23 protein-coding genes are annotated in these 19747 nt (G+C 62.4%); 9 read left to right on the top strand and 14 right to left on the bottom strand.

Annotated features, from left to right (window positions below):
- The 5 genes from HMPREF2807_RS13625 to HMPREF2807_RS12725 form a co-directional block, all read right to left on the bottom strand.
- Nucleotides 1-265: recombinase family protein (locus HMPREF2807_RS13625; RefSeq protein ID WP_232751689.1), on the bottom strand; the 265-nt coding region annotated here is incomplete at its 3' end.
- Nucleotides 266-538: 273 nt separating this feature from the next.
- Complete coding sequence (locus tag HMPREF2807_RS12740; protein WP_070513419.1) at nt 539-1834, bottom strand: ABC transporter permease; 1296 nt, start codon at nt 1832-1834, stop codon at nt 539-541.
- Nucleotides 1831-2505, bottom strand: coding sequence for an ABC transporter ATP-binding protein (locus tag HMPREF2807_RS12735; protein ID WP_070513416.1), 675 nt, complete (start codon nt 2503-2505; stop codon nt 1831-1833). The genes HMPREF2807_RS12740 and HMPREF2807_RS12735 overlap by 4 nt, the downstream gene beginning before the upstream one ends.
- The gene (locus tag HMPREF2807_RS12730; protein WP_070513413.1) at nt 2502-4112 is read right to left on the bottom strand and encodes a permuted SH3 domain-containing protein; all 1611 of its coding nucleotides are present in this window, start codon (nt 4110-4112) and stop codon (nt 2502-2504) included. The genes HMPREF2807_RS12735 and HMPREF2807_RS12730 overlap by 4 nt, the downstream gene beginning before the upstream one ends.
- Nucleotides 4113-4335: 223 nt before the next feature.
- Complete coding sequence (locus tag HMPREF2807_RS12725) at nt 4336-4809, bottom strand: hypothetical protein (RefSeq protein ID WP_010189769.1); 474 nt, start codon at nt 4807-4809, stop codon at nt 4336-4338.
- Between the two features lie 202 nt (nt 4810-5011).
- Here HMPREF2807_RS12725 and hemL point away from each other — a divergent pair, with 202 nt between their 5' ends.
- From hemL to HMPREF2807_RS12690, 7 genes are all read left to right on the top strand, one after another.
- Nucleotides 5012-6346 (top strand): glutamate-1-semialdehyde 2,1-aminomutase, encoded by a 1335-nt coding sequence (hemL, locus tag HMPREF2807_RS12720; protein WP_070513410.1) that lies wholly within the window; start codon nt 5012-5014, stop codon nt 6344-6346.
- Nucleotides 6347-6378: 32 nt separating this feature from the next.
- On the top strand, nt 6379-6987 hold the full coding sequence (locus tag HMPREF2807_RS12715) for a histidine phosphatase family protein (RefSeq protein ID WP_049154850.1): 609 nt from the start codon (nt 6379-6381) through the stop codon (nt 6985-6987).
- On the top strand, nt 6987-7592 hold the full coding sequence (locus HMPREF2807_RS12710) for a TlpA disulfide reductase family protein (RefSeq protein ID WP_046647790.1): 606 nt from the start codon (nt 6987-6989) through the stop codon (nt 7590-7592). Before HMPREF2807_RS12715 ends, HMPREF2807_RS12710 begins: the two co-directional genes overlap by 1 nt.
- A 17-nt stretch (nt 7593-7609) precedes the next feature.
- Nucleotides 7610-8395: a cytochrome c biogenesis CcdA family protein gene (locus HMPREF2807_RS12705; RefSeq protein ID WP_046647905.1), complete on the top strand. Its 786-nt coding sequence runs from the start codon at nt 7610-7612 to the stop codon at nt 8393-8395.
- 12 nt (nt 8396-8407) lie between these two features.
- Nucleotides 8408-10039 (top strand): cytochrome c biogenesis protein ResB, encoded by a 1632-nt coding sequence (locus tag HMPREF2807_RS12700; protein WP_070513407.1) that lies wholly within the window; start codon nt 8408-8410, stop codon nt 10037-10039.
- A gap of 141 nt (nt 10040-10180) precedes the next feature.
- Entirely contained in the window at nt 10181-11212 is a 1032-nt protein-coding gene (ccsB, locus tag HMPREF2807_RS12695; RefSeq protein WP_049154848.1) for a c-type cytochrome biogenesis protein CcsB, read from the top strand.
- On the top strand, nt 11213-11470 hold the full coding sequence (locus HMPREF2807_RS12690) for a helix-turn-helix domain-containing protein (RefSeq protein WP_046647787.1): 258 nt from the start codon (nt 11213-11215) through the stop codon (nt 11468-11470).
- Here HMPREF2807_RS12690 and HMPREF2807_RS12685 read toward each other — a convergent pair.
- Nucleotides 11467-11775: a hypothetical protein gene (locus HMPREF2807_RS12685; RefSeq protein ID WP_049154847.1), complete on the bottom strand. Its 309-nt coding sequence runs from the start codon at nt 11773-11775 to the stop codon at nt 11467-11469. The genes HMPREF2807_RS12690 and HMPREF2807_RS12685 overlap by 4 nt on opposite strands.
- 43 nt (nt 11776-11818) lie before the next feature.
- On the opposite strand from HMPREF2807_RS12685, the gene HMPREF2807_RS12680 reads away from it, so the two are divergent.
- Nucleotides 11819-12160 carry a DUF4229 domain-containing protein gene (locus HMPREF2807_RS12680; RefSeq protein WP_046647785.1) on the top strand — a complete coding sequence of 114 codons (342 nt, stop codon included), beginning with the start codon at nt 11819-11821 and terminating at the stop codon, nt 12158-12160.
- An 8-nt stretch (nt 12161-12168) separates the two neighbouring features.
- On the opposite strand, the gene HMPREF2807_RS12675 is transcribed toward HMPREF2807_RS12680, so the two are convergent.
- Genes HMPREF2807_RS12675 through HMPREF2807_RS12655 form a run of 5 tightly spaced genes read right to left on the bottom strand, consistent with a single transcriptional unit; the run spans nt 12169 to nt 16397 of the window.
- Nucleotides 12169-13053 (bottom strand): 1,4-dihydroxy-2-naphthoate polyprenyltransferase, encoded by an 885-nt coding sequence (locus HMPREF2807_RS12675; RefSeq protein ID WP_046647783.1) that lies wholly within the window; start codon nt 13051-13053, stop codon nt 12169-12171.
- 5 nt (nt 13054-13058) lie between these two features.
- On the bottom strand, nt 13059-13913 hold the full coding sequence (locus tag HMPREF2807_RS12670; protein WP_010189755.1) for a metal ABC transporter permease: 855 nt from the start codon (nt 13911-13913) through the stop codon (nt 13059-13061).
- Complete coding sequence (locus HMPREF2807_RS12665; protein WP_010189752.1) at nt 13910-14764, bottom strand: metal ABC transporter permease; 855 nt, start codon at nt 14762-14764, stop codon at nt 13910-13912. Before HMPREF2807_RS12665 ends, HMPREF2807_RS12670 begins: the two co-directional genes overlap by 4 nt.
- Nucleotides 14761-15471: a metal ABC transporter ATP-binding protein gene (locus HMPREF2807_RS12660; protein ID WP_046647782.1), complete on the bottom strand. Its 711-nt coding sequence runs from the start codon at nt 15469-15471 to the stop codon at nt 14761-14763. The genes HMPREF2807_RS12665 and HMPREF2807_RS12660 overlap by 4 nt, the downstream gene beginning before the upstream one ends.
- On the bottom strand, nt 15471-16397 hold the full coding sequence (locus HMPREF2807_RS12655; protein ID WP_010189749.1) for a metal ABC transporter substrate-binding protein: 927 nt from the start codon (nt 16395-16397) through the stop codon (nt 15471-15473). Before HMPREF2807_RS12655 ends, HMPREF2807_RS12660 begins: the two co-directional genes overlap by 1 nt.
- Before the next feature lie 107 nt (nt 16398-16504).
- Between HMPREF2807_RS12655 and HMPREF2807_RS12650 the strand changes: the two genes are divergently transcribed.
- Nucleotides 16505-17194, top strand: coding sequence for a metal-dependent transcriptional regulator (locus HMPREF2807_RS12650; protein WP_042529195.1), 690 nt, complete (start codon nt 16505-16507; stop codon nt 17192-17194).
- Here HMPREF2807_RS12650 and menE read toward each other — a convergent pair.
- The 3 genes from menE to HMPREF2807_RS12640 are packed head-to-tail and all read right to left on the bottom strand — an operon-like array spanning nt 17191 to nt 19519.
- Nucleotides 17191-18339, bottom strand: coding sequence for an o-succinylbenzoate--CoA ligase (menE, locus tag HMPREF2807_RS12645; RefSeq protein WP_070513404.1), 1149 nt, complete (start codon nt 18337-18339; stop codon nt 17191-17193). The two genes, HMPREF2807_RS12650 and menE, sit on opposite strands and share 4 nt — an antisense overlap.
- Before the next feature lie 11 nt (nt 18340-18350).
- Nucleotides 18351-18512 (bottom strand): hypothetical protein, encoded by a 162-nt coding sequence (locus HMPREF2807_RS14065; protein ID WP_158397450.1) that lies wholly within the window; start codon nt 18510-18512, stop codon nt 18351-18353.
- A 26-nt stretch (nt 18513-18538) separates the two neighbouring features.
- The gene (locus tag HMPREF2807_RS12640) at nt 18539-19519 is read right to left on the bottom strand and encodes a 1,4-dihydroxy-2-naphthoyl-CoA synthase (protein ID WP_010189742.1); all 981 of its coding nucleotides are present in this window, start codon (nt 19517-19519) and stop codon (nt 18539-18541) included.
- Nucleotides 19520-19747 lie beyond the last annotated feature (228 nt).

Genomic DNA, 19747 nt, shown 5'->3' with positions numbered 1-19747 from the left:
TCGTCCCGATTGACTTTGACGCGGTCGTCAAACCGGAAGGGCCGGTTTGACCCTCTTTGAGAAACTTCACGGACACCTCACGTGCGGTGAGGTCATCGACTAGGCGGTGGAGGTCGATAAGGGAGCGTGCCAGTCTGTCCATGCTTGTGATGGTGAGTTGGTCACCAGGGCGCAGGTAGTTGAGTGTCCCGTCGAGGCCGGGGCGGTGCGTGGAGGAGTCACTAGCAGTGTCGGTGAAGCAGCGAAAGACTTTTTCTTTTTCAATGCCGCTATTTGTCGCTCTAGGTTTTGGTCTTTGGAGCCCAGTTTAGGTAGGTATTTCGGCGCGACAAGGGTAATACGCTAAGAATGGTCGCTGCTTCAGAAGGACCTAGTTCTCGCTGCAATAGTTTCATGAGTGCCCCTTGATAGCTGAGAGTACCGGCAGGAGGGGGGCTTGATGCGCGAAGATCTCAAACACGCACCGCGTATCGAATACGAAGTCCCCCCCGAACTTTTGGGCTTCAGAATACCTGATAAGTCGGGAGGGTGAGTGGGATCATTCGTAGCGCAGCGCCTCAATCGGATCCAGCTTCGCGGCCTTGCCCGCGGGGTAGTAACCAAAGAAAAGGCCAATAGCCAGCGAGAAGAGCAGCGAGAGGATGACCGCCCACAGCGGCGGTGCCACGAGTGAGCCGATGGCGGCCGCGCCCGCCATGCCGGCGGCGGTGCCGATGGCGATGCCGATGAGACCGCCGATGAGGCAGACCACGATGGCCTCCGTGATGAACTGGATGCGGATATCACGGCGGCGTGCGCCAAGCGCCTTACGGATGCCAATCTCGCGGGTGCGCTCGGTAACGGTGATAAGCATAATGTTCATCACGCCGATGCCGCCGACGAGCAGCGAGATGCCGCCGATGGCCGCGAGAACCAAGCTCATCGTGGTGAAGATCTGGTTCAAGGACGCGAGGTCATCGCTGAAGTCAGACACCTTCACCATGTAGTCAGGGTTGTCTTTGTAGTAGCTATCGAAGACGCGCTGCAAGTTGCTGGCCACCGCGGCCTTGTCCAAGTCCGGGTTGCCGCGAACGGTGACCTCGCTGAACGCGGTGCCGGCACCGGGGGAATCGGAGAACTCGGCCTCCAGCGGGTAAGGAACGAAGGCGGTTTGGCTGGGGCCACCGCCCACCAGAGGTCCGGTTTGGGGCTCTTCAAAGACACCGATGACGGCGAGCTCAATCGGAGTGGCCTCCTGGCTTTCAAAGCTCACGTATTGGCCAATGGCGTCTTCAGGAGCGCCGAAAAGCTTGGTGGCTGTTTCCTTATCCAGCATCGTTACTGCCCGGCTGGAGTCGATATCATCCTCGCTGAGGAAGCGCCCGGCCACGATGGAATAGGACGAGCCTGAGACATAGTCCGGGTTGGTGGGGCGGACGAGGAGGTTGGCGGTCTCCTCTTGTTCGGCGCCTTCGGCGACGAACGCGCCGGAATAAGAGTTGTACTCGCCGATATTGATGCCGGCGATCTGATCCCCCATGACCTCCTTGGCGCGGTCTAGCATGTCCGGGGTGAGCATGGAGGACTCGTCCTCGACAAAGCCGCCGCCCATGAAGGGATCATCGGCTTCTTCCTCTTCGCCCTCCTCAGGGCGCTCCTTGACCTGGACGGTGAAGTTGTTCGCGCCGACCTTGTCCAAGTCCTTCTGCACGGAGGACTGCAAGGAGCTGCCCAGCGTGACGATGGCGATGACCGCGGCGATGCCGATGATGACGCCCAAGAGCGTTAGCGCCGAGCGCATCTTGTTGGTGCGCAGGCTGGTCAGCGCCATCTTGGTGGATTCAGCGAAATTCATGACAGCACACCGTCCTTCATCGTGACGGTGCGGCTGCACTCATCAGCCAATTCCGGGTTGTGGGTAATAAACAAGATGGTCTTTCCATGCGTGCGGTGCAGTTCGTGGAAGAGGTCCATGACCATGCGGCCGGTCTGCGAATCCAGCGCGCCGGTGGGCTCGTCCGCTAGGAGAATCTCCGGCTGGTTGGCCAAGGCGCGGGCCACCGCCACGCGCTGCTTCTGACCACCGGAGAGCTCATTGGGCAGGTGGTTCATGCGGTCGCTCATACCGACCATCTCCAGAAGCTCTTCCGCGCGCTGGGTGCGCTCGTGGGCCGAAACGCCCGCATAGACCATGGGCATCTCCACGTTCTTCAGCGCGGACATGCGGCCGATCAGGTTGAAGTTCTGGAAGATGAAACCAATTTTTTGGCCGCGGAAGGAGGCTAGTTTGTCGTCGCCAAGCGCCAGCGCATCCACGCCTGCCAGCTGGTATTCGCCGGAGGTGGGACGGTCGAGCAAGCCGATGATGTTCATCAGCGTGGATTTGCCGGATCCGGACTGGCCAACGACGGCCACGAACTCGCCCTCCTCCACGCTGAAGTCGAGGCCCGGGATGACGGTCAGCTCGCTGTCGAGGCCCTCGTTGAAGCGTTTGACGATTCCCCGCATCTCAATGAGGCGGCTCATGCGTTCTCTTCCGCAGCATTGGAGCCATCGACGGAGGCGGACATGCCGACCATGTCCTTGTGCGTATCCGCCTGGCTGATGACGGTCTCGCCCTCCTTGAGACCGGAGGAGATGGCGGCGGAGAAATCAGATTCGCTGGCGACCTTGACCTCGCGCGCCTGGATCGTGCCGTTGTCGACGACGAGGACGTTCTTCTTGCCGCTTTCTTCATAGATGGCGGAGAGCGGCACGGTGATGACGTTCTTATCCTTCTTCGTAATGATCTTCACTTTCGTGGTGGAACCGAGGCGCAGCCCCTCGCGGTTGCCATCGACACGGATGTGCACTGGGAATTCGGGCTTGGAGGAGCCAGTTGGTTTGCCGGAGCCGCCGCCTGCGCCAGCCTCGACATCGGGCTGCTCAGCGGTGGGGGAGATGAAGGTGACCTTGCCTTTGTATTCCTTGCCGGGGCTCGACGGCGAGGTGAACGAAACTTCATCGCCGACCTTGATGCGGGCGATATCGCCCTCCTTGACCGTGGATTTCACCAACAGGGAGGAGTCATCCGCCACGGTGAGGATGGGGCCTTCGGCGGGCATGCCGGCTTCGCCATTGACGGCGGTAATGACTCCCGCCAGCGGGGAGCGCAGGTCGGCCTGGGAGAGCCGGTACTCCAGTGGCCCATTTTCCTTGGCGTTGTTCGCGCTTGCCGACGCCGCCGATTCCACCGCGTGGTTCACCGCCTGGGACTGGGAGGAAATCTGCTGTTCGATGGCGAGGTTGCTGGCTTGCAGCGCGCGTTCGGCATCGGCAACCGCTTGGTAGGAGGCGGCGGTGGCGCGCTGTTGTTCGCCTAGCTCGCGGTCGATGCCGCGGAGGACGCGACCATAGGATTCCTCGGACTGCTTGAGCTGGCGCTCGGAGTCCTGCACGGCCTCATCGGAATCGAGGTATCTCAAGAAAGCGCTGGCGGTGTTGATTCCGGAAGGATCCTCGGTGGCGGTGCCGAGGGAGGCCAGTGCGGACTGGAAAGACTTGGACTCAGCATCGCGCACCCCGGAGCGTGCTTGTTCGACGGCGGCGCGGGCTTCGGCAATTTCGGGGCGGTCGCCCTTGGCGGCGAGGGCATCGTCGAGCTTGCGCTGTGCCTCGGCGTACTCGGTCTGCGCCGAGTTCACGGCGGACTGGGCGCTATTGACCTCGGGGTTGAGGCCTTGGTCGAGGGAATCCTGAAGCTGACGCAGCTGGAGCTGGGCATCCTCGATTTGGTGGACGGCCTCGAGCTTGCTGGCCTCCTGGGAGGTGCGCTGGGCCTCGAGCTCGCGCTCGGTTTCGGTGGTGTCCATGCGGCCGAGCAACTGTTGGGCTTCGACGCGGTCGCCCACCTTCGCGTCCAAGGACTGGATGGGGCCGGTCAGCGAGGTGGTCAGTGAGAGTTCGCGCTCGGCAGAAACCGTTCCGGAGGCGGAGACGGAACTGATCAGGTCTTCTTTGGTGGTTTTCGTGACATCGGTTGCGGTGAGCTGAATATCGGAAGACCCACTGGTTAGTGCGTACATTCCACCGCCGCCTGCGAGGAGAACCGCAGCGATAGCGCCAGCAGTGATGCCGAGAGCTTTCTTATTCATGAATCCCTTACTGTCAGGTTAACGCCGTCATTGAAATCGGGTTCAGATTAACTCTCGGGCATGTGTCTTGTCATGCGCAGTGGGGGGAATATAGGAGGTAGATCAGGGTCTACCCTTAGATGGTGCGAGGCTATGAGGTCTGGTGACGTTTCGATCAATTAAGGTCCCGAAAATGGGTGATTTTCTGCCACTATTTGATCGAAACGTATGTGGCATCTGACTTTTAGAAGGGCACATCGATGTAGATCTCCTCCGCCTTCGGCAAAGGCGGCAGTTTGGGTAGCTGATCGAGACCCTCCTGGACTTCCGGCGGGAGGGGAATCTGCGGAGGCTCGGGCAGTTCTAGCTTGGGTTTGGGCCGCTGCGGTGGGGCCGGGCGTGGCGCCGGTGCTGGTGCGGGCGCTGGCGCGCGGACGGTGACGGTTTCTACTTCGACGCGTGGCGTGGGTGTTTCGGCTACTACGGGTGCGGGAGCTGGTGCTTCGGCCGTAGGTTCCGGTTCAGCCGGAGCTGGCGCGATGGAGGTGGTGTCACCCAAGCGGTTGACCGGCTGGGGTACCGCATCAGGCTTCCAGGAAGGCAGCTGGGCCGAGGTGGTGGGGTTGGGCTCGGCTCGCGGAGCAGGTTCTGCCTGCGTGGCAGCGCAGGCAGAAAGCGGAAGGCAAGCAAAAATGACAAGAATACGGCGCGATGCCATGGGAATCCCCCTTAAGTAGTGCCTCCCACAGCGCACCCCAGCGCTTAATTAAAGAAAGGCAGAATCAACAGTGTGCTGCCAGCATAGCGTTCCCATGGCGGGTGCGCAGCGCGAGCGCGCTCAGGGTGCTCGCGAGGTGGTGGAGAGGAGGCTGCAAGACACGAGGGGACTCCAACTTTTGTATAGGGCTAAAACCGATACAATGTGGGCTATGCCTAACTCCAGCCAGCTAAACCAGCAGAATACGTCCCAGTCCGCCGAGTGGTTCGAGCGCGCCACCAAGGTCACCCCGGGCGGTGTGAATTCCCCGGTCCGCGCCTTCGGATCCGTGGGCGGCCAAGCCCGCGTTATCGCTCGCGGTGAGGGCTCCCGCCTGTGGGATATCGACGGCAACGAGTACGTCGACCTGGTCAGCTCCTATGGCCCGATGATCCACGGCAATGCCCACCCGGCCATCGTGGAGGCAGTGCAGAAGGCGGCTGCCGACGGCCTCTCCTTCGGTACCCCGACCGAGGGCGAGACGCTGTTGGCGGAGCACATCGTCAAGCGCACCGCTGTGGAGCAGGTGCGCCTGGTCAACTCCGGTACCGAGGCCACCATGTCCGCCGTGCGTCTGGCCCGCGGTTTCACCGGTCGTGCCAAGGTCCTGAAGTTTGAAGGCTGCTACCACGGCCACGTGGACGCGCTGTTGGCATCGGCTGGCTCCGGCGTGGCCACCTTCGCGCTCCCGGATTCCCCGGGCGTGACCGGCGCTTCGGCCGCAGATACCATCGTCGTCCCGTACAACGATCTAGATGCTGTCCGCGAGGCCTTTGCCGCGCACCCGGGAGAGATCGCCTGCATCATCGCGGAAGCTGCCGCCGGCAACATGGGCACCGTGGCCCCGGAGGAGGGCTTCAATGCCGCGCTCAAGGAGATCGCGCATGCCGACGGCGCCCTTCTCATCCTCGATGAAGTCATGACCGGCTTCCGTACCTCCTACAAGGGCTGGTTCGGCGTCGATGGGGTAGCGGGTGACCTGGTGACCTTCGGCAAGGTGGTCTCCGGTGGCCTGCCGGCCGCTGCCTTCGGTGGTCGCGCCGACGTGATGGCTTCGCTGGCACCGTCGGGCCCCGTCTACCAGGCGGGCACGCTGTCCGGTAACCCGGTAGCGATGGCCTCCGGTCTAGCATCACTGGAGCTCGCAAACGAAGAGCTGTACCCGCGCCTGCAGGCCAACGCGGACCGCCTGACCGGCCTGATAACGGCGGCGCTTGATGCCGCCGGCGTGGCACACCACATCCAGCGCGCAGAGACGATGTTCTCCATCCGCTTCGCCGAGGGCCAGGGTCGCAACTTTGCCGATATGCAGGCCGCCGATACCTGGCGTTTCGCCCCCTTCTTCCACGCACTGCTGGAGGGCGGCGTGTACGTCCCGCCGTCAGCCTTCGAGACCTGGTTTGTGTCTGACGCGCTCACGGACAAAGATTTTGAGGTAATCGAGGCAGCTCTCAAGCCTGCCGCCCAGGCCGCTGCCAGCGCGCAGCGCCCGCACTAAACCAACCATGTTGAGGGGATAGACACAGGCATATGTCCACCACCATCGTCCACTTCGTCCGCCACGGAGAGGTTTATAACCCGGATAAGATCCTCTATGGGCGCATCCCGGGCTATCACTTGTCCTCCCGTGGGCATTCCATGGCCGCACGCACGGCGAAAGCCTTCGAAGGCCATGACGTGACCTACCTGGCGGCCTCGCCGCTGCAGCGTGCGCAGGAAACCGCGATGCCGATTGCGAAGGTGACGGGCTTGGAGGTGGACGTCGATAAGGGCGTCATCGAGTCCGGCAACCGGTTCGAAGGCCTGCGCACCAAGGGCTGGAACTCGCAGCTGTGGAACCCGCAGCGCTGGCCGCTCATGGTCAACCCACTCAAGCCCTCGTGGGGCGAGCCTTTCGAGGAGATCGCCGCGCGCATGATGGATGCCGCTGAGCGCGCCCGCGCTAAGGCTGAGGGACACGAGGCCATCGTGGTGTCCCACCAGCTGCCCATCGTCATGGTGCAGCGCACCGTGCTGGGCAAGCGCCTGGCCCACGCGCCGTGGGACCGCGAATGCGACTTGGCCTCGGTGACCTCGCTGGTCTACCGCGACCGCGAGATCATCGATATCTTCTACTCCGAACCGGCGCAGGACATCTAATGGGACGCAGAACTATCCGCGCCGCCGCGGCCGGTGTCCTTGCTGTGTTTGCCTTGGCAGGCTGTGCGCAAAGCGAGGAAAACGCGCAGAACGCCGTGGCTTCCGGCGGCACCTTCGAGTTCATCTCGCCCGGCGGGCAGACCACCATCCGCTATGCGGAGGAAGACCGCAAGCCGCTCAAGGATTTCTCCGGTGAGGACCTGCGGGATGAGTCCACGACGATCAAGCTTTCGGATTTCAAAGACCAGATCGTCGTCCTCAACTCCTGGGGTCAGTGGTGCGCGCCGTGCCGCTCCGAATCGGATGACCTCCAGGCCATCCACGCGGAGCTGCAAAAGCGCAAGGTCGGCACCGTACTGGGTATTAACGTCAAGGACTTCAACCCGGAGATCTCCCGGGACTTTATGGCCGATAACGGCCTAGAGTACCCCTCCATCTACGACCCGCCCTTCAAGACGGCTGCGGCCCTCGGCGGCGTGCCCACCTCCGTGGTGCCCACCACCATTGTTCTGGATAAGCAGCACCGCCCCGCCGCGGTCTTCCTGACCGAGATCACGGAAAAGGATGTCCTCGAGGTCGTCGACGAACTGGAGAAAGAACAGTGATCCTTGCCGCTGACGGTATGGGGCAAAGCTTCGCCGATGCCGCCGTGTCCGGCCCGCTCCTGATCGGAGTGCTCGCCGCGGCCGTGGCCGGATTGGTCTCCTTCGCCTCACCCTGTGTGGTTCCACTGGTTCCTGGCTATATCTCTTACCTCGCCTCCGTGGTCGGCGGTGAGGTGAGCTATGACGAGGAGTTGGGGGTGGGCGTCGGCAAGCGCCGGCGTTGGGCCGTCGTCGGTGCCGCAGCACTCTTCGTGCTGGGCTTTACCGTCGTTTTCGTCCTAGCCACCGTGTCAGTCTTCGGCGCCATTTCGGCGCTGACGCTCAACGCGGATACCCTCATGCGCGCCGGCGGTGTCATCACCATCCTCATGGGTGTGGTGTTCATGGGCGTGGTGCCGGTACTACAGAAGGACACGCGCATGGCGCCGCGGCGCTGGACCACGTGGCTGGGCGCGCCGCTGCTCGGCGGGGTTTTCGCCCTGGGCTGGACCCCGTGCTTGGGCCCCACGCTGGCTGCCATCCTGTCTGTCTCCGCCGGCACCGAGGGAACCACCGCGCTGCGCGGCACCATCCTCATTATTGGCTACTGCCTGGGCCTGGGCCTGCCCTTCTTGCTCGTGGCACTGGGCTCCGCTAAGGCCATGCGCACCGTGACCTGGATGCGGGAGCACTCCCGGACCATCCAGATTCTCGGGGGCATCGCCATGATCCTCGTCGGCCTGGCGCTGCTGACCGGGCTGTGGGGAGATTTCATCAACGCCATCCGCCAGTGGACCGTGTCCTATGGCGCGACGCTGCTGTAAAGGAGATTTTTCGTGAGATATATCCGCAAGGCCTGGCACTGGCTGACCAGCATGCGCACCGCGCTGGCGCTGCTCTTCTTGCTGGCCATCGCCGCCATTCCCGGATCGCTCCTGCCGCAGCGCTCGCTCAATGAATCTAACGTCAACGACTTCATTGAGACCAACGGCAAGGTGGCGGAGATCTACGACAAGCTGCAGCTTTTCGACGTCTTCTCCTCCGTCTGGTTCCAGGCCATCTACGTCCTGCTCATGATTTCTCTGGTGGGCTGCATCATCCCGCGCTCCTGGGATCACTACAAGGCCTACCGCACACCGCCGACGCGCGCGCCGAAGTATCTGGAAAAGATGCCGCTCAACGCCACCGGGCATTCGGAAAAGTCCCCGGAGGAGATCGCAGCGGCCACCACAACCATGCTGAAGAAGTGGCGGGTCTCCGAGGTCTCGCCCGAGAAGGACCGCGCGGGTGCGCAATCCTTCTCCGCGGAGCGCGGCTATGCCCGCGAGCTGTGCAACCTCATCTTCCACATCGCGTTGGTGGCAATCTTGCTCACCATGGCAGCCGGGCGCCTGGTGCACTACGAGGGACAGGTCATCGTGGTCACGGAGAAGAACTCCCAGGGGCAGACCCAAGAGCAGGCGCAATCCACGGAGTTCTGCAACACCTCCACCTCCGTCTATGACTCCTTCCGCGCCGGCCCGCTATTCGACGGCACCGGCCTGCACCCCTTCTGCTTCTTGGCCCACGACTTCACCGCGGACTACCTGCCCAATGGCCAGGCGGAGATGTTCACCTCGAACGTGTCCTATGCCGCCGGCGACGACATCTTCACGGACCCGGAGACCTGGGAGGACTACCAGCTGCAGGTCAATCACCCGCTGCGCATTGACAAAAACCGCGTTTACCTGCAGGGCCACGGTTTTGCGCCGACCATGACGGTGGAGTGGCCTAACGGTGAGAAGCGCACGCAGACCATCCAATTTCAGCCCACTGACACCACGTTCTTCCTCTCGTCGGGAGTGATGCGCTTCGACCCGCCGGCGGGCATGTACCCGGACCTGTTTGAGCGCCGCCAGAACCAGATCGCCATCCAGGGCCTGTTTGCCCCGACCGCCGAGTGGTCCGGCGAGAGCGGCAAGCTGTTGCAGTCTTCCTACCCGGCGATGCTGGATCCGGCCGTGGCTATCGATATCTACCGCGGCGATGCCGGCCTGGACACGGGTACCCCGCAGTCCCTCTTCTCCCTCGATTCCAACCTGGTCCACACGGGCCAGCTGCAGAAGATCGACCGCGTCAACCTGAACCAGGGTGAATCGGTCACGCTGGACGACGGCACGAAGATCACCTTCGACGGTGCCTCCGAGTTTGCGAACTACCAGGTTTCCTATGACCCCTTCCAGAGCTGGGTTCTCGTGTCCGCGCTGGTCATGCTGGTATCCCTGGTTGGCTCGCTGGTGATCAAGCGCCGCCGCGTGTGGGTGCGCATCCGGCCGGGGGCCAATGGTGGCACCGATATTGAGATGGGCGGTCTTGCCCGCACCGACCGCGCGGGCTGGTCTGAGGAATTCCACAAGCTGCACCGCGAGCTCCTGGAACTGCCGGATCCCGATGAGGTGGAGGAGGACGAACTCTACTCCGCCGACTAAAGGTGAGAAAGCTATCCGTCAAAAGTTGGATACTCCCGCTGAAGGGGGGTACTCTGATGAGCACCATAAATCTCTCCGCTCATGCAGCCTCGTGCGTGAAGCACGGTGTAGGCACGATTGTGAAGGCAAGGTTTCCCACTCATGCAGGTTGATCAAAATCTGTCCAACTTTTCCGACATCGCGGTGCAAACCGCGTTCGTCGTTTATGCTCTCGCCTTGGTGTTGTCCCTGGTCTACTACGGCCGGATGCACAGCATCATCGAGGCGATGCGCTCCCGCACGACTGCTGTGGCGCAGCAGCGCGAACTCGCTAGCGTGGGGGCCTCGGCAGACAGTGCCGCGCTTGGCGACGTCCCCCCGACAGCCAGCACTGGCCCCGATGCTGACCTAGACGCGGATCTGTCGAAGAAGCGGGAGAACGCCGACAAGCTCGGCGGCATGACGCAGATGCTCCTGTGGTTGGGTATCGCCTTACACTTGGCGGCCATTGTGCTGCGCGGCCTGGCCACGGGGCGTTTCCCGTTTGGCAACCTCTACGAGTACGTGCTCATGGTGACCGCCGGCGCCATGGTGGTGGCGACCATCGCCATGCAGCGCAAGGAATGGCGCACTCTGTGGCCGTGGCTGCTCACGCCGATTCTGGCGCTGATGTTCTACGGCTCCACCAAGCTCTATGCGGAATCCGCTCCGGTGGTTCCGGCACTCCAGTCTCACTGGCTGCCCATCCACGTCACTGTGGTCTCGTTGGGTGCGTCCATCGGCGTGGTCTCCGGTATCGCTTCTTTGCTCAGCGTGCTGCGTGAGTTCCAGCCGAAGGGCAGTGAGTCCGGTTTCTTTGGTGCGCTTGCCCGCCCGCTTCCTTCTGCTAAGAAGTTGGACCGCTTGGCCTACCGCTTGGGCGTGGTGACGCTGCCGACTCTGGGCCTGGGTATTGTACTGGGCGCTATTTGGGCCGAGTCCACATGGGGACGCTACTGGGGCTGGGACCCGAAGGAGACCGTATCCTTCGCCACCTGGATCCTCTACGCCGCCTACCTGCACGCCCGCGCGACGCCGGCCTTCCGCAAGGCCGCGCCGTATATCAACATCGCGGCGATGCTGCTCATGATCTTCAACCTGTTCTTCATCAACATGGTTGTCTCCGGCCTGCACTCCTATGCGGGGCTGAACTAAATGGCGGATACCCCTAAGCCGCGGCACAAACAGGGCAAGCCGGCGGGCGATAACCCGCAGCTCATCGCTCTCGGTGAGGGCTTTGCGCAGCGCCGCCGAGAACTCGGTATCTTGCAGCAGGAGCTGGCTGAGAAGGCCGGGATTTCGCGCTCCACGCTGCACACCATCGAGCACGGCGGCTCTGGCGTGCGCTGGGAAAAGGTGATTGCGGTGGCTGAGGCCCTCGGCCTTGAGATGACCTTCGAGCCGAAGGCTTAGGCTTCGTCGGCTTTATTGTCTTTGTCCTCGGGGGCCTTGGGTTTCTGGGAACCTTGTGAACCCTGTGAGCGACGGCGGCGCTCTTCTTCTTGGCGCTCTGCCTCCCGCTCCCTGGCGCGGCGCTCTTTGAAGCGCTGCTTCTCTAGGTTCCACAGGAACTCTTCGTCATCGTCTGGGCCCTTGATTGCGGGGCGCTGCGGCTGCTGTGTCTGCTGCACCTTCTTATTCCAACTCGACGGACCAAAGGCCTTCCATACGAGGACCGCCGCGAGGACAAACAAGAGTAGTAGTATCAATCGACCCATGCGTTGTATTCTACGGAATGCCCGCAAAGCAAAAGTGAGAATTATGAGTCAGACAGAAAACACCACCAACGCCTCCCAGAACTCCGAACCGCCCCAGCCGGACCCGGCGCTCAAGCGCCGCTCCCGCGTCGCTTTGTGGAAGTACGGGGCTGCCCGCGTGGTGCTGTTCATTGTGCTCACCGCGGTGATTCAGCTGCTGGCCATGGCGGTTCTCGGGACCTTTCCGCTGCTGGTCTCCGCCCTGTTGGCGTTGTTTGTGGCGCTGCCGCTGTCCATGCTGATCTTCTCCACGTGGCGCATGGAAGCCACTCAGACGCTGGCGGAGTACTCCGCGCAGCGCAAGGCCCACAAGAAGTGGGTCCAAGAGGAGCTGGCTGGCCGCTAAATCGGTGGTTAAACCAGAGCCAGCGCTACAGCGTTGATAACCGCCCACACCAGCATCGCGCGGCCGGCCATGCCAAGTACTGGGATGAGTTTCGGGCCGCGTGCGCCGCGGTTGACGGTGCGGATAGCACCCAGCGCGAGAGGGAAGTAGAGCAGCGAAGCGAGCGCGGCCCAGGAATCGAAGGCTAGGCCGATGGTGAGTAGTACCGGCAGCAGCAAGAGGGTCATGAATAGCGTGCGGGACTTTTTATCACCCAGGCGCACCGCCAAAGTGATCTTGCCGGTGGCCTTATCGGAGGGGATGTCCCGGATGTTATTGGCCAGGTTTACCGCCGCACTCATACCGCCGATACCCACGGCTAAGGCAAGGCCTGTCCACGTGATGCGGCCGGCCTGTGTGTACTCGGTACCTAGGACCGCGACGAGTCCGAAGAACACGAAAACGGCGATTTCCCCGAACCCGCGGTAGCCGTAGGGGTTCTTGCCACCGGTGTAGAACCAGGCACCGGCGATACACACGGCGCCGACGAGGATGAACGAGGCGGCGTTGGCAGCTAGGGAGAGTGAGATGCCCGCGATAGCCGCCACGCCGAAGGAGGCGAAGGCGGCGAACTTGACGTGTTGCGGTTTGGCCAGCCCGCCGCCGGTAAGCCGCTGGGGGCCGGTGCGGTCATCATCGGTGCCGCGGATGCCATCGGAGTAGTCGTTGGCGTAGTTCACGCCGATGATAAGAGCCCAGGCCACGATGAGTGCCAGCAATGCGCGTCCCCAGTGCAGACCGTGGGCCGCGGCGGCGGCACCGGTACCAGCGATAACAGGAGCAAAAGCATTGGCCCAGGTGTGCGGGCGAGCACCCTGGAGCCAATCGGCAGGAGTGGCGGAATAGGCAGACATGCTCACTATTGTGCCACTGGTGTGGTGTGCTGCGGCAATGAGCTGGTGCGTTGGCGAAAGCGGTAGATGATGAGCACTGCAACGAAAATAACGGCATTGGTGACTGTCATTGCGGCAGAGGTAGCCGCGTCAAGGACATAGGCAACCCAAAATCCCACGACCGCGCTGATAGCGGCAACGCCACAGGCGGTCAACACCAGCGTGGGCACGCGCTGAGTAAGCAGCCGCGCGGTCATCGTCGGGAATACCATGAGAGCGATGACCAGCATGGCACCGGCAGCGTGAAAGGCGGCGGTGGCGGTGCAGGCAACCACGGTCATAAATATGATGTGAAGAACGCGCGTGGGCACCCCGCGTGCGGCACAAAAATCGGCGTCAAAAGTCGTGGCGGATAAACGCGGCAGTGTAAGGGCGAGGAAGAGAGCATTGATACCCAGCACTGCGGCCATGATGTAGCAATAGTTGGGATTGGAGAAGGCCGCGAGGTTGAGATCACCGACGAGAACGGCGTGGACATCAAGGTGCACGTGGCTCATGTGCGTAGAAATCAGGATGACTCCGGCGGCAAACAGGGCGGGAAAGACCAATCCGAGGGCGGAATCAGCAGTCACCAGCGGGCTGCGCTGTAGTGCGTCAGTTCCCAACGCCACCACCAAGGCGCCAGCGGCCGCGGTAACGAGCAAGATGGGTGAATCTAGATCTGCGGTAAAGAGGTAGCCGACGGCAATTCCGGGAAGGACGGCATGGCCGATGCCGTCGATAAGCATGGCCTGGCCTTTGAGGACAACAAAGGTGCCGGGGATAGCACAGGCCAAGGCCGTCAGAACGGCAAGGAGACAAGCGGTCGCGGCGAGGGTCATGAGGCTAGCTTTCTACTGGTGAGGCTGATAGTGACGAGCGCCGCCTGAGCCAGGACGATGACCGGACCGGTGGGCAGCGGGCCGTGCGCAATGGAGACATAGCAGCCGAGAGCAGCGGTGGCCGCGCCGAAGAACCCGGAGAGCGCGATGAAAGGTAGCAAGCGCGTGGTCCAGGGGCGGGCAGCGGCGGCAGGGCTGATGACCACGGCGACCATGAGCACTACGCCGACGACTTTGACGCCGAGCACCGTGATGGCGGTGAGGGCGAAGAAACTAGCCGCGTTGAGGAACGAGGTGCGGATGCCGGCTACCTGGGCAAAACTTGAATCAAAAGTGACTGCGGCCTGCCGGGTGTGAATGAGGAAAAGAAAAAGCAGCACGCAGCCACCGATGATGAGTGTGGACCGTACATCCGCGCGAGTGAGCGTGGAGGCATTTCCCAGCAAATAATCCTGGATTCCGGCCTTGCCAGGCAATGGTCGGCGGGAAATATACTGCATGAGCAGCATGCCCACCGAGAAAAATGTGGTTAGCGTGGCCGCCATCGCAGTGGTTTGCCCCAGGGGAGTTAACCGCGGGATGAGGTGAATGCACCCCACCGCGAGGGTTCCGGTGAGCAGGGCGCCGCAAGAAAGAAGCCAGACATTTCGCCCGTCCCAGCCAATGGCGGTGGCCACGAGGAAGGCGGTGAGCAGTCCAGGCAGGGAAGAATGCGAGATGGCATCGGCCAGCAGGCTGGTGCGGCGAACATATACCAGTGGGCCTAGCGCGCCAGCGCAGCCACCGATGAGCACGGTGCCCAGGAGTGCCTGGGTATAGGTGTAGTTCTGAAGAAGCTCGAGTGGGTTCATGATGGCAGGGAAAACATGTCGGCAATGGCGGACTCGGTAAGTACCTGCTCGGTGGGGCCAGCAGCAATGAGCCGGCCGTGGCCGACCATGAGGACCTCATCGCAAAAGTCGGCGACCTCCGCCAGGTTGTGATGCACCAGCAGGATGGTCACGCCGTTCTCGCGCAGTTCCTTGAGTACATCCATGATGGCGCGCTGACTCGCGGCATCGACACCAGCGAAGGGCTCGTCGAGGATGATGAATTCCGGCTCGCTAACGAGCGTGCGCGCCAACAACACGCGCTGGCGCTGACCACCAGACAGGGCGGAAATCGGCAGCTGCGCGTGTGCCTGCATTCCGGTGCGCGCAAGTGCTGCGTGGGCGGCGTCTTTGTCAGCGCGGCTGGGCCACTGCCACCAGCGCAGCCCGGCGGTGCGGCCCATCAGGGCGATGTCGAAGGCGGTGGCAGGGTAATTCCAGTCGATATCCGCATGTTGTGGCATATATCCGAGCCGCTGCCGAAAATGTGCCAGATCGACGCCATCGAAGGTCATCGACCCGCAGGCTAGAGGCGGAAGGAGCCCTACCAGCGTGCGGACCAGAGTAGACTTTCCCGACCCGTTCGCACCCACCAGCCCGGTGATAGTCGCGGGGGTGAGGGTGAAGGAGGCGTCGTGAAGCACCGGCGTGCGGGGATAGCCGGCGGTGAGGTTTCCTACGCTGAGCATTAGCTTAGTGCTTTCGCCACGGCGCTAGCGTTATGTTCGAAGGCTCCGAGGTAGGTATCGGTTGGGGCTTCCGGGCCGAGGGTATCGGCAAAGAGCTCTTCATCCGAGATGGTGACGGTCCAGTTGCGGGTTTCTACGGCTTCCTTGAGAGAAGTGATGGCCTGTGGGTTCGCCTGGTTATCTTGGAAGATAACGGGGACCTTCTTCTCCGCGATCGTATCCGCGAGCTCGGAGATCTCAGTGGCGGACTTGGTGGCTTCGGTGGTCACGAAGTCGGTGGCTTGGACTTCAAAGTCGAAGGTCTTGCCGAAGTAGTTGAAGGCGTCATGGCCGGTGATAAGAACGCGCGGGGAGGCGCTTTCGAGTTCCTTAGCGGCCTTGTCGTGCGCGGCTGCAATCTTGTCTTCATAAGCATCGGCGGCCGCGGCATAGTCTTCGGCATTGTCAGAGTCGATTTCGCCGAGTTTGGTGCCGATATGATCGACGACCTGGCTCCACAGCTCGGGGCTATTCCAGATGTGCGGGTCGTAGAGCTTTTCGCCCTTGTCACCTTGCTCGGGCCACGGCAGAAGGTCAGCAGTATCGAGCTGTTCGCCGACAGCTAGCTGCTTTTCACCGAGGGAGGAGAGCTGGTCCACCATTTGCGCCTCGAGGTGAAGGCCATTCCAGAGGACGAGGTCGGCATCCTGCATCTTTTCAATATCGCGCGTGGTGGGCTGGTAGGTGTGTGGATCGCCGCCGGGGCCGACCATGGTGGTGATGTCGGCGTCCGGGGCGATATTGGCGGCCGCATCAGCCAAGTAACCGGTCGTGGCGAAGATCGTCAGGTTATCGTTCTGGGCTTCGGTGGAGTCGCTGCTGGTGCAGGCGCTCAGCGTGCTTGCGACCACGAGGGAAGCGAGGGGAAGCGCAATAAGTTTCTTCACGGGAAACCTCTCTTATTAAAAGTGAATGTCGATGTTCAATGGATTGAACTTGAAAGAGCATAAGTGCTGAAACCGTTGGAAGCAATAGGCTGAACTACGATGGGGGTATGCACATCAGCGAGCTGCCCGAACGCACCCAGGATTACCTCAAGATCCTCTGGACCTATGAGGAGAAAGAGGGCGCTAATACCGCGATGCCGCTGGGGGACCTAGCTAAAGCGGCGGGGCAGAAGCTGCCCACCACGTCGGAGGCGGTCAAGCGCCTGGCCGCGAAGGGGCTGGTGGAACACGAACGCTACTTTGGTGTTCGGCTTGTTGAGGAAGGCCGGCGGCTGGCTGTGGCAATGGTGCGCCGGCATCGACTCCTGGAAACCTTCCTCGTGCGCACTCTGGGCTATACCTGGGATGAGGTGCACGATGAGGCGGAAATGCTAGAGCACGCGACGTCCGACAGGCTCGTTGAACGCCTCGATTCTTTCCTGGGCAACCCCGCCCGCGATCCGCATGGTGATCCCATACCTGCCCCGGATGGCACTGCCGAGCCGGTCTCGCGCATTACGCTTATCGACGTCCCCGCGCAGACCCCCGTCACCGTGGAGCAGGTCACTGACGCGGATGGCGAATTTCTGCGCTACCTGGATAAAAATGGAGTGCGGCCGGGAGTGGAATTGTCCGTCGTTGCCCCCTCGGTTGCGGGTGTGCTCGAGGTTGCCGTCGACGGCGGTGCGCACTTCCCCCTCGGGGAATCCGCTGCGCGCGGCATTGCCGTACGCAGCTTTGGCGAAGCGGAGGCTTAGCTGCCCCACGTGCGGGCGACGGCGAGGCGGTCAACCTTGCCGGGGCCGGTGGTGGGGAGTTCAGGCAGGCGCTTGAAATCCTTGGGGATGTGCCACCGGGGAAGGCCAACGTCATCGAGAGCCACGAGGATATCGCCGACATCCGCCCATCCGGTATAGGCGGCAACGATCATCTGCCCCAAGCGTGGGTGGGGGATGCCAACCACGCACACGCTCTCCACTCCCGGCACGCGCAGGATGTGCTGCTCGAGCTGCTCCGGGTGGAGCTTGAGCCCGCCGGTGTTCAGGATGTTGTCGAGGCGCCCGGTGACGGTGAGGTGGCCGTCGTGAAGCGCGCCGGCGTCGGAGGTAGCAAACCACGAGGTGCCGGATTCATCCACCATAAAGGCGTCTGAGTCCACGTTTCGGTAGCCCTGCGCAATCATGGGCCCGCCGAGGTAGATGCGGTTTTCCTCGCCGATGCGAACAAGAGCGCTATCGAGGGGACGGCCGTCGTAGACGCATCCACCGGAAGTTTCTGAGGAACCGTAGGTGGTGACGATATTGATGCGCAGCTTCTTCGCCGAATCCAATAGTTGCGGGTGGGTGGCAGCGCCCCCGACGAGGATGGCATCAAAGGTGCGCAGTGCCTCGATTCCCTCGAGAGAATCCATGGCCTTGGCCAGCTGCATGGGGGTCAGTCCCGTGTATGAGCGATCCCCGGTGGCGGCCAGCTCGTGCGCGGCGCGGGCGAAATTGGGGATGGAAAAACCTTCCGACAGGTCAAGGCAGAGCGGCTCTACACCCGCGACGAGCGAGCGCACCAATACCTGGATGCCGGCGATGTGGGAGGCGGGCATGGCGAGCAGCCATTGGCCGGTGCCGCCGAGAGCGCGGTGCGTGGCATCGGCGCTGGAGACCAGGTTGGCGGCGGTGAGCTGCGCGCCTTTCGGCGTGCCCGTGGACCCGGAGGTGGCCACGACCAGCGCTATCGAGGAGTCGATGGGTTCTCCTGCGTGCATGTGGTTGCGCAGCAGCTGCGCGCGTGTGCGGTCCTCTGCCGGGACGGGCAGGAACGTTGCCTGCCCGGCGATGGCCGCCTCCAAATCGGGCAGGATGGCGGCGGGGTCATGTGGATTGACGGGCAGGGGAGAGAGGATAGTCACGGTTAGCTAGGTTACCGCCCGCGGTGCTCATAGGGGTTGATGAGCTCATCCTCCTGATCGAAGGGGCGCTCGCCGTCCCTCTGAGCCTGCTGGATGCGGCGCAACATCCACACTCGCGACGCAATGACGGCAATGAGCGCGATGGCAGCGAGGGTAATGGCGAAATACAGCACTGTGGATCCTCCTCGAGGAATGACGATTAGTAGTAGTACGGGAAGTCATCCCAGTTGGGCTCGCGTTTTTCCAAGAAGGATTCCTTGCCCTCGACGGCTTCGTCGGTCATGTAGGCCAAGCGGGTGGCTTCTCCAGCGAAGACCTGCTGGCCCATGAGGCCATCATCGGTGAGGTTGAAGGCGAACTTGAGCATGCGCTGGGCGGTGGGGGACTTCATGTTGATTTCGCGCCCCATCTTGATGGCGGCGTCCTCCAGATCGGCGTGGTCAACCACCTCGTTGACCGCACCCATCTCGTACATGCGCTGTGCATCGTAGGTGCGGCCTAAGAAGAAGATCTCGCGGGCGTACTTTTGGCCCACCATCTTGGCCAGGTAAGCCGAGCCATAGCCGGCGTCGAAGGAACCGACGTCGGCGTCGGTCTGCTTGAAGCGGGCCTCCTGGCGGGAGGCAATGGTCATATCGCACACCACGTGCAGGGAGTGCCCGCCGCCGGCGGCCCAGCCGTTAACCACGGCGATGACCACTTTGGGCATGGTGCGGATGAGGCGCTGGACCTCCAGGATGTGCAGGCGGCCGCCCTCGACTTTCTCGCGGGCAGTGTCCACGGTGGATTCGTCGGCAGTTGCGTCATCATGCGCGTGCTCCGTGGCATAGCGGTAGCCGGAGCGGCCGCGGATGCGCTGGTCACCGCCGGAGCAAAACGCCCAGCCGCCGTCCTTCTGGGAAGGCCCGTTGCCGGTGAGAAGTACTGTTCCTACATCCGGCGTGCGGCGCGCGTGGTCCAGCGCGCGGTAAAGCTCATCCACCGTGTGTGGGCGAAACGCATTGCGCACCTCGGGGCGGTCGAAGGCGATGCGGACGATGCCGTCCTTGCGCTGGGGCTTTGGACCGTCACTGATGAGCCGGTGGTAAGTGATGTCCGTGAGATCCTCAAAGCCCTTGACGGGCTGCCAGAGCTCCGGCTTGAAAGGATTATCGGTGCTGTAGTTCTTCTGCTCGCTCATGGCACACCAGCTTAATTGGAAAGCGGTGCGCCGGAAGTATAGTCCCCATTCCCAACCCTCACCCACACTCTCCGCCCAGCGCGGCGGTGATAAACAATAAACAATACTGCGGGATTATCCCCGTCAATGTGCACGTGTACTCCGTACCAGCGCGGTACACCATACAGTGGGACGGAATCGAACCTCCCTGCCTTCTTGCGCTACGAAGGCGCCTGAGAAGCACTGGAC

Origin of the sequence: Corynebacterium sp. HMSC074A09, from assembly GCF_001811545.1 — a bacterium.
Classification (GTDB): Bacteria; Actinomycetota; Actinomycetes; order Mycobacteriales; family Mycobacteriaceae; genus Corynebacterium; species Corynebacterium hiratae.
The sequence above is the reverse complement of the archived record's forward strand: the minus strand, read 5'-3'. Positions and strand labels throughout refer to the sequence as shown.

Coding starts and splice junctions, on each gene's coding strand:
- hemL (WP_070513410.1), top strand. CDS start 5,012: ATGTGGGCTATGCCTAACTCCAGCCAGCTAAACCAGCAGAATACGTCC.
- HMPREF2807_RS12735 (WP_070513416.1), bottom strand. CDS start 2,505: ATGAGCCGCCTCATTGAGATGCGGGGAATCGTCAAACGCTTCAACGAG.
- HMPREF2807_RS12715 (WP_049154850.1), top strand. CDS start 6,379: ATGTCCACCACCATCGTCCACTTCGTCCGCCACGGAGAGGTTTATAAC.
- HMPREF2807_RS12650 (WP_042529195.1), top strand. CDS start 16,505: ATGCACATCAGCGAGCTGCCCGAACGCACCCAGGATTACCTCAAGATC.
- HMPREF2807_RS12705 (WP_046647905.1), top strand. CDS start 7,610: ATGGGGCAAAGCTTCGCCGATGCCGCCGTGTCCGGCCCGCTCCTGATC.
- HMPREF2807_RS12640 (WP_010189742.1), bottom strand. CDS start 19,519: ATGAGCGAGCAGAAGAACTACAGCACCGATAATCCTTTCAAGCCGGAG.
- HMPREF2807_RS12740 (WP_070513419.1), bottom strand. CDS start 1,834: ATGAATTTCGCTGAATCCACCAAGATGGCGCTGACCAGCCTGCGCACC.
- HMPREF2807_RS12730 (WP_070513413.1), bottom strand. CDS start 4,112: ATGAATAAGAAAGCTCTCGGCATCACTGCTGGCGCTATCGCTGCGGTT.
- HMPREF2807_RS12660 (WP_046647782.1), bottom strand. CDS start 15,471: ATGCTCAGCGTAGGAAACCTCACCGCCGGCTATCCCCGCACGCCGGTG.
- ccsB (WP_049154848.1), top strand. CDS start 10,181: ATGCAGGTTGATCAAAATCTGTCCAACTTTTCCGACATCGCGGTGCAA.
- HMPREF2807_RS12675 (WP_046647783.1), bottom strand. CDS start 13,053: ATGTCTGCCTATTCCGCCACTCCTGCCGATTGGCTCCAGGGTGCTCGC.
- HMPREF2807_RS12680 (WP_046647785.1), top strand. CDS start 11,819: ATGAGTCAGACAGAAAACACCACCAACGCCTCCCAGAACTCCGAACCG.
- HMPREF2807_RS12685 (WP_049154847.1), bottom strand. CDS start 11,775: ATGGGTCGATTGATACTACTACTCTTGTTTGTCCTCGCGGCGGTCCTC.
- HMPREF2807_RS12690 (WP_046647787.1), top strand. CDS start 11,213: ATGGCGGATACCCCTAAGCCGCGGCACAAACAGGGCAAGCCGGCGGGC.
- HMPREF2807_RS12670 (WP_010189755.1), bottom strand. CDS start 13,913: ATGACCCTCGCCGCGACCGCTTGTCTCCTTGCCGTTCTGACGGCCTTG.
- HMPREF2807_RS12710 (WP_046647790.1), top strand. CDS start 6,987: ATGGGACGCAGAACTATCCGCGCCGCCGCGGCCGGTGTCCTTGCTGTG.
- HMPREF2807_RS12665 (WP_010189752.1), bottom strand. CDS start 14,764: ATGAACCCACTCGAGCTTCTTCAGAACTACACCTATACCCAGGCACTC.
- HMPREF2807_RS12725 (WP_010189769.1), bottom strand. CDS start 4,809: ATGGCATCGCGCCGTATTCTTGTCATTTTTGCTTGCCTTCCGCTTTCT.